The organism is Dendronalium phyllosphericum CENA369 (assembly GCF_016056275.1).
GTDB lineage: Bacteria > Cyanobacteriota > Cyanobacteriia > Cyanobacteriales > Nostocaceae > Dendronalium > Dendronalium phyllosphericum.
Genome location: NZ_JAECZA010000001.1, coordinates 165858 through 181372, shown reverse-complemented (window position 1 = coordinate 181372; position 15515 = coordinate 165858). Strand labels below are relative to the sequence as shown.

Below are 15515 nucleotides of genomic sequence, written 5' to 3'. Positions count from 1 at the left end.
AGTGGTCAGTCATCAGCTATTCTCTTTATGGTTCAAATGTACTATAATTTAGAGAAATGCGAGAAAAATTTAATTGTCCAAAAGGAATATTCCTGCGTTTAAAATAATCTAATGTCAAATGGGCGCTTGTGTTTCTAAATCAATTTACAAAAGGCATTGACATTTAAAATCCATGTCTTACGAACCCCTCCACCACAAGTATCGCCCAAAGAGTTTTGCTGAACTGGTGGGACAAGAGGCGATCGCTACTACCCTCACTAACGCAATTGCAACAGCGAAAATCGCTCCTGCTTATTTGTTTACCGGGCCGCGAGGTACAGGAAAAACATCCAGCGCCCGCATTCTCGCCAAATCTCTCAATTGTCTTAAAAGTGACAAACCTACCCCTATGCCATGCGGCGCGTGCGATGTTTGTCTGGGAATCACTAAAGGCTACTCCTTAGATGTCATTGAAATTGATGCTGCTAGCAACACTGGTGTCGATAATATCCGCGAACTGATTGAAAAGGCACAGTTTGCACCAGTGCAGTGCCGCTACAAGGTTTATGTGGTCGATGAATGCCTGACTGGAGATTCTCTGGTCTTAACTGATGATGGATTTATCCGAATTGATGACCCTAAAATCAAAGACAAGAAGGTTCTGAGTTACAACGACTTATTAGGCAAGTGGGAATTCAAGAAAGTTGTCAGGTGGTTAGACCAAGGAGAACGCCAAACCCTGATTATCAAGACAACTAATCGAGAAATTAAGTGTACGGGTAATCATTTAATCAGGACAAACCAAGGATGGATACCAGCAAAGGACGTAAAAGAAGGAGTGAAGATACTATCCCCTGCGAATGTGGATGCGGCATCCTCATTTACAAATTTGGTATCGATGGACGTACCCGGAGATTTGTTAGCGGACACCAGTTTAAAGGCAATACATCGGGGCAAAAATCATACAACTTGGAATCTATCCTTAAACAAGCCGAATTACTTCGACCTTTCTGTGCTTGCGGGTGTGGAGAAAAGCTTGATATTCCAAGCTTTTTACAAAAAAAAGGCCGAGGAATCATCAGCATCCAGTCTCGTTGGGAAAAACATCCATACAAGAAAGGACACGGAATTTGGGAACTCAGAACAGAAAAGTTCCTTGCCGATGCGGCAGTTATACCGCCAAATGTACTTGGACTTATCTACGGAACCTTACTTGGAGATTGCTCTGTCAGTTATCCCAATAAACACAGCAGATTCCCCAGATTGTGTTGGACACACTCAGAAAACCAGCAAGAATGGTTGGAATACAAAGCCTATCGCCTTCAAGAATTGCGTCCAAAACTGCGAATTACAGCTAACAAAGGATACGGCAACATATCAGTTACCTGTAATACAGGTTGCCATCCCCAACTCAAAGATATCTCTAACATCATTAAACCAAATAGGGATAAAAAACTCGTTTCTATCGACTGGCTTAATCGAATTACCCCAGAAGGACTTGCTTGGTGGTATATGGATGATGGGTCACTCAGTCTCAGTCCACAAGGAAGTCCACGAATTCAATTGCATACAGAAGGATTTTCTGGAGAAGAAAATCAACTCATTGCCAGTTGGCTTACAGCAATGGGATATTCAGCCGCAACAAAGTTTTACACCAGAAGTAGTACAGGCAAAACATACCACTACATCCAGATGGGTGCAAGCACTAGTAGAAAATGGCTGGCAGACCTTAAACAATATTCCATTCCCCCAATGGATTACAAGTTTGGAGACAGTCGAATCTGTTCACCTCGGTGGGGTTGAGCGAGTTTATGACATTGAAGTGGCAGATAATCATAACTTTGTGGCAAATGGGCTTTTGGTGCATAATTGCCACATGCTCAGTACCGCAGCATTTAACGCGCTACTAAAAACATTAGAAGAACCACCGAAACACGTAGTCTTTGTTTTAGCTACAACTGACCCACAGCGAGTATTGCCAACAATTATTTCCCGCTGTCAGAGGTTCGATTTTAGACGGATTCAATTAGAGGCGATGGTCGATCATTTAAGTGCGATCGCCGCCAAAGAAGGTATTAATATTTCTCCTGACGCTGTCACTTTAGTAGCTCAAATTGCTCAGGGAGGATTGCGGGATGCGGAAAGTTTGCTCGATCAATTGGCGCTATTGTCTGGTGAAGTCACACCCGATAAAGTTTGGGATTTAGTGGGTTCGGTAAGCGAACAAGACTTGTTAATGTTGTTGAAGGCGATCGCTCAAAACAATCCAGAAGCAGTTTTAGATTATAGCCGTAACATTTTAGAACGCGGCCGAGAACCACTAACTATTCTGCAAAATCTTGCCGCTTTCTACCGCGATTTACTGATTGCCAAAACAGCACCAAATCGTCATGATTTGATAGCTTGTACTCGTCAAACTTGGATGGCGCTAGTCGAGTTTGCCCAGCAACTCGATATGAGTACAATTTTGGTGGGACAGCAGCACTTACGAACGGCTGAAGTCCAAATTAAAAACACCACCCAGCCGCGTTTGTGGTTGGAAGTGACATTACTAGGATTGCTACCGAGTGCAAATATTCAGCCCACAGCCACAGGTGTTATACCCATTATTACAACCCCTGCGGTATCGAATGGCGATCGCCAACAACCTCCCCAATTCGCAACCCAGAAAGCATCTCCTCTAACTTCACCCCAGCAACCCAACCCAACCTTTCAGCAAGATTTATCTGACTCTGTAAAAACGGCTTCGCCTAACGGTAACAATTACCCAGGAAGGACTTCGACATTAGCCGAAGTTCCAAAAGAAAACAAACTAGATAATAACCATACTTCACCGACACCAGTTTCTTCGCCAAGCGATCGCATCTCTTCTAATGGTTCGGTATCGCCACCACCCGCAGAGAGTGAATCTGTTCCTGGTCCACTAACATCAGCATCGCCAGCCCCAGAAAATGGATCTACTCCTCGATTACCTGCTGAGGAGAAGCCAGATATCGCACCTGCACAACAAGTATCTTCAGTATCAGCCTCAGAGGAAGTTGTTGAGCCGCAATACGACTTAACTCAAGTTTGGCAACAAATGCTTGCTAACCTCCAGCCAAAATCAAGACAAGAAATGCTGCGTCAAATGGGCCAGCTCATAGAATTTGATGGTACTGCTGCTCGTGTTGGTGTCAAACCCGTATGGTACGACAAAGTTAAATCCGATCTACCTATGATTGTGGCAGCTTTTCAGCAGACTTTCGGTTGTGAAGTCCAGGTAAGCTTAGAGAAAGGAACTTCGCCAAATTCTACCGTAGCGAGAAAAAACCCACCAGCAAACAGCTCCCCTACTGTTCAGCAGTCAACTCTTCCTAAGTACAATAACCACAACACGCCACCAGCGCCAGTATCCCAGCCAACCACACCAGTAAAAATCGAGCCACCTGAGAAGAATGGAAGTGCGCCGCCTGCGAGAAATGGTAATCGAGTGCAAACTGTTTCTCCATCGCCAACTCAAACACCCCCAATTGAGTGGGAGACTGATGAAGTAGCGCTCGCAGCTCAACGTTTAGCACAATTTTTCGACGGGCAAATCATTCGCCTTACAGACGATGGCATAGAATCATCTGACTCCACGAACGTATCTGAGTGGGCAGAGGAATCAGAAACTGATAGCGAATAATTTCCTTTTCCCCTTTTGCTTCCCTGCTACTTAAACCTGACTTTTCACGGGAAGTCCTCAAACTCTCGTTAAGGCTGGGGGTAGGGGGTAGGGTGTAGGGTGTAGGGAAAACAAGAAAGCCGGACTATACCCCACACCCTCGCTCATGCGTCCACATACCGTGAAAAGTCTGCTACCTAAACAAATCGATAATAAATCGTATTGCTACAGCCTGACTTTTTTTTGATACTATGGAAAATCTGACTCGTTAAAGAACCATTGACGTATGAGCAAAGGTACCCTGTTTGATAAAGTTTGGGACTTACACACCGTTGGTACACTTCCTTCAGGGCTGACGCAACTATTTATCGGACTGCATCTAATTCATGAAGTTACTAGTCCTCAAGCCTTTGCTATGTTACGGGAACGAGGTCTAAAAGTACTGTTTTCCCAGAGAACAGTTGCTACGGTAGATCATATTGTGCCTACAGAAAATCAGGCGCGTCCCTTTATTGATAGCTTGGCTGAAGAAATGATCCAAGCGCTAGAACAGAATTGTCAAGAAAATGGCATTACCTTTCATAACATCGGTTCTGGCAATCAAGGTATAGTTCATGTGATTGCTCCAGAACAAGGACTTACCCAACCAGGAATGACGATCGCCTGTGGAGATAGCCACACTTCCAGTCACGGGGCATTTGGCGCGATCGCTTTTGGTATTGGTACTAGTCAAGTCCGGGACGTTCTCGCTTCCCAAACTCTGGCCCTCGCCAAATTGAAAGTTCGCAAAATTGAAGTTAACGGCACTCTCAACCCTGGTGTTTACGCCAAAGATGTGATTCTGCATATCATCCGCACCCTGGGAGTGAAAGGCGGTGTAGGCTACGCCTATGAATTCGCCGGCACTACCTTTGAGCAAATGAATATGGAAGAACGGATGACAGTCTGCAATATGGCGATCGAAGGCGGTGCGCGTTGCGGCTATGTCAATCCCGATCGAGTCACCTATGATTACCTCAAGGATAGAGACTTTGCCCCCAAAGGCGCAGATTGGGACAAAGCAATAGCTTGGTGGGAATCAATCAAAAGCGATGCTAATGCTGAGTACGATGATATCGTAGTCTTCGACGCTGCTGAGATTCTGCCAACAGTCACCTGGGGAATTACTCCTGGTCAAGGCATTGGTATCAATCAATTAGTACCCAAACCAGAAGAACTGCCTGAAGAAGACCGCTTCGTTGCTGAAGAAGCTTATCGCTACATGGATTTATATCCCGGTCAACCGATCAAAGGCACTAAAATTGATGTCTGCTTTATTGGTAGCTGCACTAACGGTAGACTTAGCGACTTGCGAGAAGCCGCGAAAATAGCTCAAGGTCGCCACGTTGCTGAGGGAATCAAAGCCTTTGTCGTTCCTGGTTCCGAACGTGTCAAAAAAGCAGCAGAAGCCGAAGGATTGCATCATATCTTCCAAGAAGCTGGATTTGAGTGGCGCGAACCAGGATGCTCGATGTGTCTAGCCATGAACCCCGATAAGCTTCAAGGAAGGCAGATTAGTGCCTCTTCTTCTAACAGGAACTTTAAAGGGCGGCAAGGTTCGTCTTCCGGTCGTACATTGCTGATGAGTCCGGCAATGGTTGCTACTGCTGCCATTACAGGCGAAGTATCAGATGTACGCGAGTTACTGTAATGGTCAATGGTCAGTAGTCAGTGGTCAGTGGTTATAAATTCTCGCATACTGAACACCTGCTATTTACAACTGACAACTAGCAACTGACAACTGACAACTAACAACTGACAACTAACAACTAAAGTTTATGGAAAGTGAAGTTAAAACAGTTTCAGGGCGCGGTATACCTTTAGTAGGCAATGATATAGATACCGATCGCATCATTCCTGCCCGTTATTTAAAAGCCATTACCTTTGATGGGTTAGGCGAAGGTGCGTTTATTGATGACCGCCAAGCCCTCAAAGGCGAGCATCCCTTTGACCAACCCCAGTACCAAGGTGCAAAAGTTTTAATCGTTAACCGTAACTTTGGCTGTGGTTCATCAAGAGAACATGCACCACAAGCGATCGCCAAATGGGGAATTCAAGCTCTAGTTGGTGAAAGCTTTGCGGAAATCTTTTTCGGAAACTGTGTTGCTATGGGCATACCTTGTGTGACAGCTGATGCAGTTATTGTCAAACAACTACAACAGCTAGTAGCTGCCAATGCTCAAGCATCTGTCACCGTGAATCTGGAAACCCTAGAGGTGCAAATTGGCGATTACACTGCCCCAGTTTCTATAGGTGAAGGTTCCAGAAATATGTTCGTTTCTGGCAGTTGGGATGCTTGCGGTCAATTAGTAGCTAACACTGACCAAATTAAAGCAACAGCTACAAAACTGCCTTATGTGAGTTGGGGAAAGTTAGCGGCGAGTTAGAAATACTTAACTGGTGTATGCGGTTTTTATTGCTGTCCAACTTCAAAAAGTCTAAAAAATCCAGTTGGTACAGTGGTTGTGCGATCTAATGAGTATTTTAGCTCCATTAACGAGTATAAATTCTCTCTTTTGTAGTCGGTTTTGCCCGATAACGATACTGCCACATCACAAAGCCAGTAAGAAATAAAATTAATGGAGCCAGCCCAACAAATACATAAAAGATACGGGATGGAAGTCCCCAAAATGTGCCGTAGTGCAAGGGAGTAAAACAGTTGAGGATGCGATCGCCCAATGGCAACTTTAAAGCATTATCAACTCGTAAAACCTTACCACTGTACTGGTCGAGATAAACATTACTATCACCGTAATCTGAACTCTCCTGCGGTAACTTCATGCGAATTTGTAGGGCATTTTCTGGTTTATCGGGAAAGTAAATGCTCTTGGTAACAGCACCAGGCAAAGCAGCATTAGCAATTTTCAGTTGTTGGGTTAGATTTAAAGTTGATTTACCAGGAATTGGCTGGGATACTGGCTCAGATGGTTTTGGGGTGAATGTAACAGCATAAATAATCGGCTCAGTTAAATCGTAGAAGTTCCAGCAAAAGCCAGTAAAGCTAGTAAACAATAAAAAAATCACAGTGATAATGCCAGCAACTTTGTGAATGTCAAAGTTCACACGTTTAGAATGAGCATCAAATTTGATTTTGAAGCCTGCAATCAATCTGCGCCAACCAGGCCAAAGAACCAAACCTGTGATACTAAGAATACACATTAGCAAGGCAGTAATGCCAACAATAATAATTCCGGTTTGACCTGCCATCAAGGTATAGTGCAAATTAAGCATTATCCCAATCAGGGTTTGATCCCATAGACGTTGACCCATAATTTTCCCTGTATAAGGGTTGACAAAAACCTCTGTTCTTTGACCATCAGTTGATGCCAATTGTCCTATGTAGGGAGTATCTGGAGTATCTGGCAAATAAATCCGAAAAAGCTTTAAGTCAGTTCGTGCAGCATACCTAGCCTGGATTGTATCGATTGCAGACTCTGGGGATAACTGCTCTTTTTGGGGCGTAATGTGTCCATATTGTTGAGCGATCGCAAAATGGTCAAAATCTTGCTCGAACACCAACAAGCTACCTGTCAAGCCAACGATAACTAGTATCAGTCCTACTGCTAAACCAAGATAGCGGTGCAAAGTAAATGCTAAATCGCGTATTTTTTTAGAGTTCATGGTAGAAGCTGTGTGATAGTAAACAGAACTTAATCAGTTCAAAAATTGCAGAAATCAAAATTGTACAGAAAACGTTCCCAGCACTGTTAAAGGCGCACCAGGAAGCAGATAATAGCCTTGAGAATCGTAATAGCGAGTATCAAAAAGATTCTTAAAGTTCAGTCCAACCCTCCAGTTATCGCGTTTGTAGAAAATCGTGGCATCTGCACGCACATAGGAGGGAATTTTGAATGTATTAGGGAGTTCAGCTTCGCGATCGCCAGTATAAAATAGTCCTCCACCAAAGCCAAATCCTTTCCAATTACCGTTTTGAATTTCATAGCTTGTCCACAGACTAGCCCCACTACCAGCAGCATTTACCAGGGAGTCGCCTACTGGCAGGCTGTTATCTTTACTTACAAAAGCATCGTTGATAAAGGCAGAAGCAATCACATTCCAGCCTGGTAGAATTTGCCCAGAAATGTCAAATTCTAAACCGCGACTTTTAACTTCTCCAGCAGCAATCGAAAAGTCAGAGTTACCTGGAGTGGGATCGGTTGTAGCAACATTTTCTTTGGTGATATCATAGGCAGCAAAGGTAGCAGATAACCTGTCTTTAATCAGTTCCGCTTTGACTCCCACTTCATACTGAGTACCGCGCTCTGGTGGTAATTGAGTTCCATCTACTGTCCGCGAGTCGCTGGGATTAAACGAGCGGCTGTAGCTGGCGTAAATTGAAATCGGTTCTATCGGCTGATAAACAATGCCAACGCGAGGTGAAAAGGCATCATTATACAACCGATCGACCGTGGCATCATCTATTGGATCTCTACCCAAAGAATCCAGCAGTTGCGCGCGATTTTTGCGGTGAATAAAGTCATACCTGCCGCCGATCAATAACTTCAAATTTGGCAGCAATGTTACTTGATCTTGCAGATAAATGGCGATGGTATTGCGATCGAAACGATCGCGTTCTGCTGCTTCATCAAACTCTGCTGGTCGGGAAGCGCCATACACAGGATTGAATAAATCAATACTGGGAGTCAGTGAAACAGAACTTCGCAGATAATCGAAGCCATAGATATATTTATTCCACTCCAACCCCAGAAGAACTTGATGTTGGATGGAACCTGTATTGAAATTACTAATTAAATCGTTTTGCAGAGAGTAGTTTTGATAATAACCAGGACCCGCACCAAATCTTCGCAATACGGTACGACCATCTGCATCAATGCTATTCGGTCGAAACTCTGACTCCTCAGAATTATTAACCGTCACGGAAAAGCCACTGCGGAACTGGATGTTTTCACTGAAGCGATGATTGATGTTAAGAAATACAGAGTGTGTCTCTTTGGAGAAACGATTGTCTGGCTCCCCCAGAAAACGATTGATAGGAGCTCTAAAAACGCTTGGATCGGGGAGCAGACCATCATAATAGGTGCGATCGAGTTTGAGGTATTCATACTCCAGTGTCAATGTTGTCGCATCACCAATTTTGTAGGTTAATGCTGGTGCGATCGCAAATGTTTCCTGATGATTAAAATCAATAAAACTACCAAAGTTTTCGTACGCAGCATTCAGGCGGTACAGCAATGTTTTGTCTGAGTTCAGCGGCCCAGAAATATCAATTGAGGGACGATAAGTACTAAAACTTCCGGCTGTAAATTCAGCAGAGTAGTAAGGCTCACTGAGCGGTTGTTTGGTAATATAATTCACCACACCTCCCGGCTCAAACTGTCCATATAGCACTGAAGCTGGCCCCTTGAGAACTTCAATCCGCTCAATGTTTGTCGGATTCACAAGGTCGTCTTGAACAGCAAAACCGTTTCTCAAGTTGTTATAAGTTGTGAATCCCCGAATGTTGTAATTATCTGTAGACCCACCATAGCCCCCTTGCTGAGTTACGCCACTAACATTGCGTGTTGCATCACCAATCCGCGTAATTTGTTGATCCTTGATGACTTGTTGAGGAATAACTTGAATTGACTGGGGAATATCACGTTGAGGAGTATCAGTTCTTGTCGCAGTTGTGCTATCTGGTACGCGATATCCGTCTTGTTCACCCGTTACTACCAATTCAATCGGCTCATCACTATTATTGGTTGATGGTTGAGTTGGCTGTGTTTGACTTTCAGGCGGTTGTTGTTCGGGAGTTGGTTGGGTTTGAGGTTGTTGTGCTGTGGATGCAGCAGTTGCCACACTAAAAATTAAACCCTCATCTGGACTGTCAAACAATTCAACTACTGGCACAATACTCTCACCTGTAACAGTCACTCGAATAGTATTGGCATCAAAATTAGTAACAGTTATCTCAGTAATTCCTGCTATTGGTTTATCTGAGCGGAATGTAAATGCTTCACCACTAGGTAAACGCAGCTGTGCATTGGGAATATCAGCAATAAAGCTATTGCCGAAATTGCGATTTACTAGTTGTAATTGTTCCCCTTTGGTAGTCTGTAAAATTACCTCAACACCCTTATCAGTCGGATTTGCTTTGACTTGCGTCACCTGCACGACTTCTATTTGTGGCGTTTGTTGTTCGATCTGAGCCAGCCATTCTTTGACTGTTCTTGCGGAACTGTCTAGCTTTTGTCCGCGAGGAATTTGAGTTACTTCCTTTGCCTGAGTTGGTTGTATGACGACAGCAATAAGAAAACAGCAAATGAACAAAGATTGCGACAGCTTCATAACTCCACACACCCAACCATATTTCTAAAAACAGAGCCTATTATTTGAGAATTATTATTATCTAACTCTATTTATGAGAATACGGAAATTTAGGCGATCGCATATATCTGAAACCGGATTTTTTTTATCGCAATCGGGATTCACCTTTTACTATCAGCCTTTGCACCGACGATAATCTCTAGGGGTTACGCCAAATCGTCGCTTAAATAGGTAGCTAAAATGACTTATGCTTTCATATCCCACTTGAGAAGCAATTTCTGCAATCGTTAAATTAGTGCCGAGTAGTAACTGTTGTGCTTGCTCTAGCCGTAAGGATTGCACATACCCACACACAGTAGTGCCAAACATTTCTCGAAATCCCCGCTTGAGCTTAAAGTCATTGAGTCCGATTTGTCTGGCTAGGTTTAGTAGAGAAGGTGGGTTCTGAAGGGTTTGATTGAGGATAGCTTTCGCGTGATGTAAACGTTCAATTTCATCGGGACGAAAAAATAGCGATCGCCGCAATAAGAGATTATTTTCTCCCCACTGAGCAATCTGAAGCGTCAGTAATTCCAACACCTTTGCTTCTAAATACATTTGTCTGAGTGTTTCTCGGAACGGACACTGTAAAATTTGCCTAAGTACCAACCGCATCGCAGGTGTGATGGCTCCTAACGGTTGATGAAACCGTTCTGTTGTAGTATTTTCAATCAACTGCTGGAGCAGGGTTGGTAATTCTTGAAAGCTACCCTGGAAACTAGAAAGTAAATCGGGATGCCAGTAAATACTGATACATTGCTTAGGTTTGTTTGCAGGAAAATGCTCAAACTCCCGAATATCAGGTAAGTAAAATAAGTAGTTGTAGCCTGCAACTTCTTCATAATCGTCGCTGACTCCAGGTACATTTGGCGTAGTGGTTCTCATCCCACCAGACAGCAAAAATTTAGATGTCAGAAAAGGCGAATCATCGTGTTCGCCTTCAAGAATTACTGTTTGTGAATATTCGCTTTGTTGAATTACTAACTCCAGGTTATGGCGCAGCATAGTCCAGTAACCACTGGCTTGACCAAACCAAGTAGACAATTCTACTTTTCCTTCACAATCATTAAACTGCACAGCATCATATAATTCATCAAACTCTGTCCAGTTTAAACGAATAGTCATGATAATATTCTCAATAAGCTATTGAGAATATTATCAATCAAAATAGGCGATTGTAATTGAAAATCTTCTGCAAGAAGGGCACAATCATAGTTAGCAATTTTCAATCTCTCATCCCCTATCGAGTGCGGGATTCTATCTTTTGAAAACTGCGGTACTCCCAGGGGTTGGTAAACTTAGCATCACCCCAAATCCCTAGCTGTTGTTGCTTCGCCTGTGCTTCAGCTTGTTCTACTAAATCTCTACTCGGACACTTATTTAAATAAGGGCGGTATACCTTTGCTAAACCTTCTCGCAACAAAACTTGTTGGACAAAAGTGCCATCTTTCAAGCGAATCTCTGCAACTTTGCGCCCATAACGATCGCTATCTGTAATATTCAACGTAACGCGATCGCCTCCTTGTTGCACTAATTGCTGCACTCTTTGTTGCGCCTTCACTCCCCAGCTAAATTGATTGCGATCGCTAGCGCGTTTGCTATTTTTTTCTTTCGTGGAATGCGCTATTTCTGGTGCATCCATACAAGCAAAGCGCACGGTGAATTTATTGCCTTGGGCATCTTTGACTGCCAAAGTATCGCCATCACTAACTCGTTCAACCAAGTCTCCAGAAACACCAAAGAAGCGTAGACGCGAAGCGGCTTGTCGTAAGACATCGCAACTCATTAAACTCAAAATGACGATCGCTGCACTCAAACAAATTAGCACTTGTTTACTTAGCTTCTCCATCTAACCTCACCAAATTACCTCTGAGGGATGATATTAGCAAATGGTTTTGAGCATGGAGAATAAACAATGGGAATAACCAATACCCCATTTACAATCTTCACATGAACTTCTTAACTTATCTCATGCATCTAGCGAGTTCGGGTGTCAATGCTTATTACCTTGCCACTCAAATCCGCTACTCTCAAACCCGTCCTAACGTTCTTGCAGGGTTTCAATTGGCAGAGTCTGGTTCTGTACCGTTTTTATCTGCACTTAGCGATCGCGCCGCAGCTGAAGGCGATACATGGCTAGCCCAAAAACTCGCAAAACATGCCTCGGATGAAACTAGGCACGGTCAAATTTTTGCTCATGCCTTAAAACAGCTAAATAAACAAGTTATAGATTTTAAGAGTCAACCCAAAACTACATCTACAAATAAATCATAGCAGCGCAGTCCCTTCTTTGCCGCATACTTTGAGGGTTACTCCCCAGAACAGCTAAAACCTGCGGCTATCGACTGGGATGTATTTATGGCTAGTACTTATATTCTGGAGTTAGATGCTAGTAAAGACTTTACCCGCATGGCAAATGTATTACCAGATGATGAGCCAACATCTCGCAACTTAAAGTTAAGCATGTTGAGTATTGCCCAAGATGAAACAGGTCATGCTGCTTATCTCTACGAAGCAATGTTGCGGCGGATGTCTGCTACCCAAGTACAAGTATTAGTGGACGAGTGGCGCACCCGCAAAGTGAACGCTACGTTTGCCATGATTAATGGTATTCTGCAACGCAACGGCGAAACCCGTTCTCTCGTCCAAGATGGCGCGCCTACTGAAAATGATTCTGAGTTAATAGTTGCTTAAAATATCTGATTAAAATTGAAAAGCCACCGCTGAAGTGTTTAGTGGTGGTCATTCTTTCAATTTTGAGAAAGCGCGTTCGCACCCAAGTCACCACTTTTGCTAATTCTTTTTTATTCCTATAGTCGTAAGCTAATAATCATTTAAATTGCATCCCCTCGTCTTTCTAAGGCAAAAGATTGTGCAACTTAAAGGCAGTCCCGATGAAAAAATTTTCATCACCATGCATGAAAAAGGAATATTTCCTACACCCCACACCCCACACCCTACACCCTACACCCTTTTTCAAGTCAGATTAGCTTATTCTCTATTTTTGAAACTGCTGTTCCCTCTGTTGTGGCTGCTGATTTTCAGTTGGTTGCAATTTCTCAAATAAGGCTGGTGGTGTAGCTTGGCGAAAAGCCCCACAATAGTGCATAGTCATCACTGCTTTGAAAGCCCAATGATCTGGTGACACATCGCTATAGGGATTTGGTAAAGTTTCCGCCCGATTTTGAATGCAAGCATTCAGAACTTGATTTGAGTTTGTTGGCTTGTTGTTAATATCTTGAGCTTGAACAGGGACAACTACACCGATTGTACCTAACACTACGATCGCTGTTGCCAGAATTTTAACGTTCATAAATTGAAAAGATTCATTTGTCTTGATTGTAATTCCTGGGTAGCAAACCCAGGAAATAAAAGCATCTGAATCAGATTAAGCATTAGAAAACATTGCAAGCATGACTAACAATACAATTAATCCACTAACCCAAAGGGCTAAAGATCCCCAAACTACTGAATCTTGTTGTACTCTCTGCCATAAATTAGTAACTAAGTTATTCCGAACTGCCATCTTAATAATCTCCCATTTTAAGTAAATATTTCCAGCCAATAAAAACCAACGCTACATGACATTAAATCAAGCGCTTGATTTATTAACTTCCAGGTTTTGAAATAAATTATTGCAACTGATAAAGGCGTTTATTTCAACACGTTTACCAGCCAAAAATCGAACAAAAATTTACGAGAAAATATTTTTCATGCTTATATTTCATTGTCTCATATATTAGTGTTGAGAGTTCTCGATTTTCTCATTTTTGATAAAAATCTTAACTTAGACTTAACTTTATTTAAAGAATTTATTGCCATCGCTAACCATCTCAATATTAAGACTATTTCACTATTAATCGCGTTTATCTAAGGTTATAGATATATTAAGAATAGACAAATATTATCAGTTAGATTGGTAAGTAGTAATGGTGCAGCAAATAAGACAGAACGAACCACGATATATCTGCATTATTCCAATTGAGAAAATTACAGGTAACCTAGATGAAGAAATTATGACCTTTGGTGTATCTGCTAGTGAAGCGAAAAATCAAGGCGAACAATTATTGACATCTACCTACGGTTGTGATGGTTCGCAAGTTTTGGAATTGATGCAGCAGGCAAGAATTGAACAAATAGCTCAATGGTGTGCCCCCGAATCACACTAATACCAATTCGTAATTCGTAATTCATAATTCGTAATTAAAAAAGTCAGATTCAGTGGGAATTAAAGTCAGATTCAGTGGGAATTTCAGAGTTTGAATCTGTTGCTGGATTTTAGATAATAGGTATTACTTCTTACTACTTTATATAGCCGTAGTCACTAATATTAGGACAGTGTTGATTGCTCAAAGCCTTGATTTCACGAAGCTTTTACTCAGCACTCAGCACTTTGCTACATAACACAGCATCCTAAATTTTAGGTGCGTTAGAACTAATGTCCATAACGCACCCTACTAAATTATTGAAACTACCTAGAATTTCATTAAAGAAAGGGATAAACTTAATATCCGCCTTCCTCTTCGTATTCTGGCTGTCTTTCCTTGACTTTCTTGGGAATATTCACTGGCTTTGGAGCATCCTCCCAAGCATCGCCGTCTATATCGTCGTAATCATCATACTGGTCGGTATACGGCTTACTGTAGGGCTGAGATTCGTATTTTGGCTGTTGATATCTATCTCTACCCGTTTCATCACTCCAGTTATCTTCTTCCTCGTCTTCTTCGTATTGAATGGACTCGTAAGGTCTTGCCCTCATCACTTCGCGCCGTGGTCTTTCTTCTTCCACATAATCTTCATTCCACTCCTCTTCCCGTGCTATGGGTTCGGGAGTGCGAACTTTCGGCTTGGGCGGCTGCAATGGCACTCCACTGGGGAGTCGTTTGTCTACTGCAACTTCACGAGGCGGACTATAGCCGTATTCTTCTTCTGCATCTCGCTCCCAGGGTGCTTTGCCGATACCCAAGCGTTCCAGGAAACCAACTGTCAACTGGTTCACTCTTTCTTCAGCTCCCTCAAACACAATCAACCTACTAGGGCCAGTGCTGACGATTTCATCCACTGAAAACTCATAGGTACTGAGAAATTGATCGGGAATTTGAGGCACTCCCAAAGAAGCAATGAGTATCGAGGAAATTTTGCCAGTTTCACCGTTGAACTTGAAGCCTCGAACTCTACCTAAGACTTCACCTGTTTCTGTGATTACTTCCCAGTTAATCAGGTTGCTGAGAGTTTCAACTTCAATATCTTCAATTACATCTTCGTTATCAACCAGGATGACATCGCCAATCTGATTGATATTGTTGAGGTACATGTAGCGCGGCAAACCTGAAATAGAGATCAGGCTGTCTCGCAAACCAAGAGCCACAACCTCTCTTTGATCTATATCTACCCAAACTTGACTCACGATACCTAGCCGCTTGCCGTTGTCGCGGGTAATCACTTGGGTATTTAATATGTCGGAACGCCTAATTATCTGTTCGGAGGTCATTCTATACCGAGTCCTGATCTCGAATCCGGTTTATCTATACACTATTATTAACAAAAA

Annotated in this window: 11 protein-coding genes and 1 pseudogene; 5 read left to right on the top strand and 7 right to left on the bottom strand. The window is 42.8% G+C overall.

Annotated features, from left to right (window positions below; all coding sequences use genetic code 11):
* The first annotated feature begins 172 nt into the window (after positions 1–172).
* The 3 genes from dnaX to leuD all read left to right on the top strand — a co-directional run bounded on the left by dnaX (position 173) and on the right by leuD (position 6048).
* Complete coding sequence (gene dnaX / locus I8752_RS00815; protein ID WP_214430415.1) at positions 173–3643, top strand: DNA polymerase III subunit gamma/tau; 3471 nt, start codon at positions 173–175, stop codon at positions 3641–3643.
* 265 nt (positions 3644–3908) lie between these two features.
* Positions 3909–5312 carry a 3-isopropylmalate dehydratase large subunit gene (gene leuC / locus I8752_RS00810; protein ID WP_214430414.1) on the top strand — a complete coding sequence of 468 codons (1404 nt, stop codon included), beginning with the start codon at positions 3909–3911 and terminating at the stop codon, positions 5310–5312.
* Between the two features lie 127 nt (positions 5313–5439).
* On the top strand, positions 5440–6048 hold the full coding sequence (gene leuD / locus I8752_RS00805) for a 3-isopropylmalate dehydratase small subunit (protein ID WP_214430413.1): 609 nt from the start codon (positions 5440–5442) through the stop codon (positions 6046–6048).
* A gap of 106 nt (positions 6049–6154) precedes the next feature.
* Here the strand turns inward: leuD and I8752_RS00800 are convergent, their stop codons facing one another.
* The 4 genes from I8752_RS00800 to I8752_RS00785 all read right to left on the bottom strand — a co-directional run bounded on the left by I8752_RS00800 (position 6155) and on the right by I8752_RS00785 (position 11816).
* Entirely contained in the window at positions 6155–7282 is a 1128-nt protein-coding gene (locus I8752_RS00800; RefSeq protein WP_214430412.1) for a PepSY-associated TM helix domain-containing protein, read from the bottom strand.
* Between the two features lie 54 nt (positions 7283–7336).
* A complete protein-coding gene (locus tag I8752_RS00795) occupies positions 7337–9949 on the bottom strand; it encodes a TonB-dependent siderophore receptor (RefSeq protein ID WP_214430411.1) in 2613 nt (870 codons plus the stop codon).
* 153 nt (positions 9950–10102) lie between these two features.
* Positions 10103–11092: a helix-turn-helix transcriptional regulator gene (locus I8752_RS00790; protein ID WP_214430410.1), complete on the bottom strand. Its 990-nt coding sequence runs from the start codon at positions 11090–11092 to the stop codon at positions 10103–10105.
* Between the two features lie 115 nt (positions 11093–11207).
* Positions 11208–11816 carry a thermonuclease family protein gene (locus tag I8752_RS00785; RefSeq protein WP_214430409.1) on the bottom strand — a complete coding sequence of 203 codons (609 nt, stop codon included), beginning with the start codon at positions 11814–11816 and terminating at the stop codon, positions 11208–11210.
* Positions 11817–11917: 101 nt separating this feature from the next.
* Here I8752_RS00785 and I8752_RS00780 point away from each other — a divergent pair.
* Positions 11918–12661 (top strand): annotated as a pseudogene (locus I8752_RS00780) (ferritin-like domain-containing protein).
* Positions 12662–12965: 304 nt separating this feature from the next.
* Here I8752_RS00780 and I8752_RS00775 read toward each other — a convergent pair.
* Both I8752_RS00775 and I8752_RS00770 read right to left on the bottom strand, forming a co-directional pair.
* Entirely contained in the window at positions 12966–13280 is a 315-nt protein-coding gene (locus I8752_RS00775; protein ID WP_214430408.1) for an S-layer protein, read from the bottom strand.
* 75 nt (positions 13281–13355) lie between these two features.
* A complete protein-coding gene (locus I8752_RS00770) occupies positions 13356–13493 on the bottom strand; it encodes a hypothetical protein (RefSeq protein ID WP_214430407.1) in 138 nt (45 codons plus the stop codon).
* Between the two features lie 403 nt (positions 13494–13896).
* Here I8752_RS00770 and I8752_RS00765 point away from each other — a divergent pair, with 403 nt between their 5' ends.
* Positions 13897–14136, top strand: a complete 240-nt coding sequence (locus tag I8752_RS00765; RefSeq protein ID WP_214430406.1) for a hypothetical protein — start codon at positions 13897–13899, stop codon at positions 14134–14136.
* Between the two features lie 335 nt (positions 14137–14471).
* Here I8752_RS00765 and I8752_RS00760 read toward each other — a convergent pair whose 3' ends face one another.
* Entirely contained in the window at positions 14472–15458 is a 987-nt protein-coding gene (locus I8752_RS00760) for a PRC-barrel domain-containing protein (protein WP_214430405.1), read from the bottom strand.
* Positions 15459–15515 lie beyond the last annotated feature (57 nt).

Coding starts and splice junctions, on each gene's coding strand:
- I8752_RS00795 (WP_214430411.1), bottom strand. CDS start 9,949: ATGAAGCTGTCGCAATCTTTGTTCATTTGCTGTTTTCTTATTGCTGTC.
- dnaX (WP_214430415.1), top strand. CDS start 173: ATGTCTTACGAACCCCTCCACCACAAGTATCGCCCAAAGAGTTTTGCT.
- I8752_RS00800 (WP_214430412.1), bottom strand. CDS start 7,282: ATGAACTCTAAAAAAATACGCGATTTAGCATTTACTTTGCACCGCTAT.
- I8752_RS00765 (WP_214430406.1), top strand. CDS start 13,897: ATGGTGCAGCAAATAAGACAGAACGAACCACGATATATCTGCATTATT.
- I8752_RS00770 (WP_214430407.1), bottom strand. CDS start 13,493: ATGGCAGTTCGGAATAACTTAGTTACTAATTTATGGCAGAGAGTACAA.
- I8752_RS00775 (WP_214430408.1), bottom strand. CDS start 13,280: ATGAACGTTAAAATTCTGGCAACAGCGATCGTAGTGTTAGGTACAATC.
- leuC (WP_214430414.1), top strand. CDS start 3,909: ATGAGCAAAGGTACCCTGTTTGATAAAGTTTGGGACTTACACACCGTT.
- I8752_RS00760 (WP_214430405.1), bottom strand. CDS start 15,458: ATGACCTCCGAACAGATAATTAGGCGTTCCGACATATTAAATACCCAA.
- I8752_RS00790 (WP_214430410.1), bottom strand. CDS start 11,092: ATGACTATTCGTTTAAACTGGACAGAGTTTGATGAATTATATGATGCT.
- leuD (WP_214430413.1), top strand. CDS start 5,440: ATGGAAAGTGAAGTTAAAACAGTTTCAGGGCGCGGTATACCTTTAGTA.
- I8752_RS00785 (WP_214430409.1), bottom strand. CDS start 11,816: ATGGAGAAGCTAAGTAAACAAGTGCTAATTTGTTTGAGTGCAGCGATC.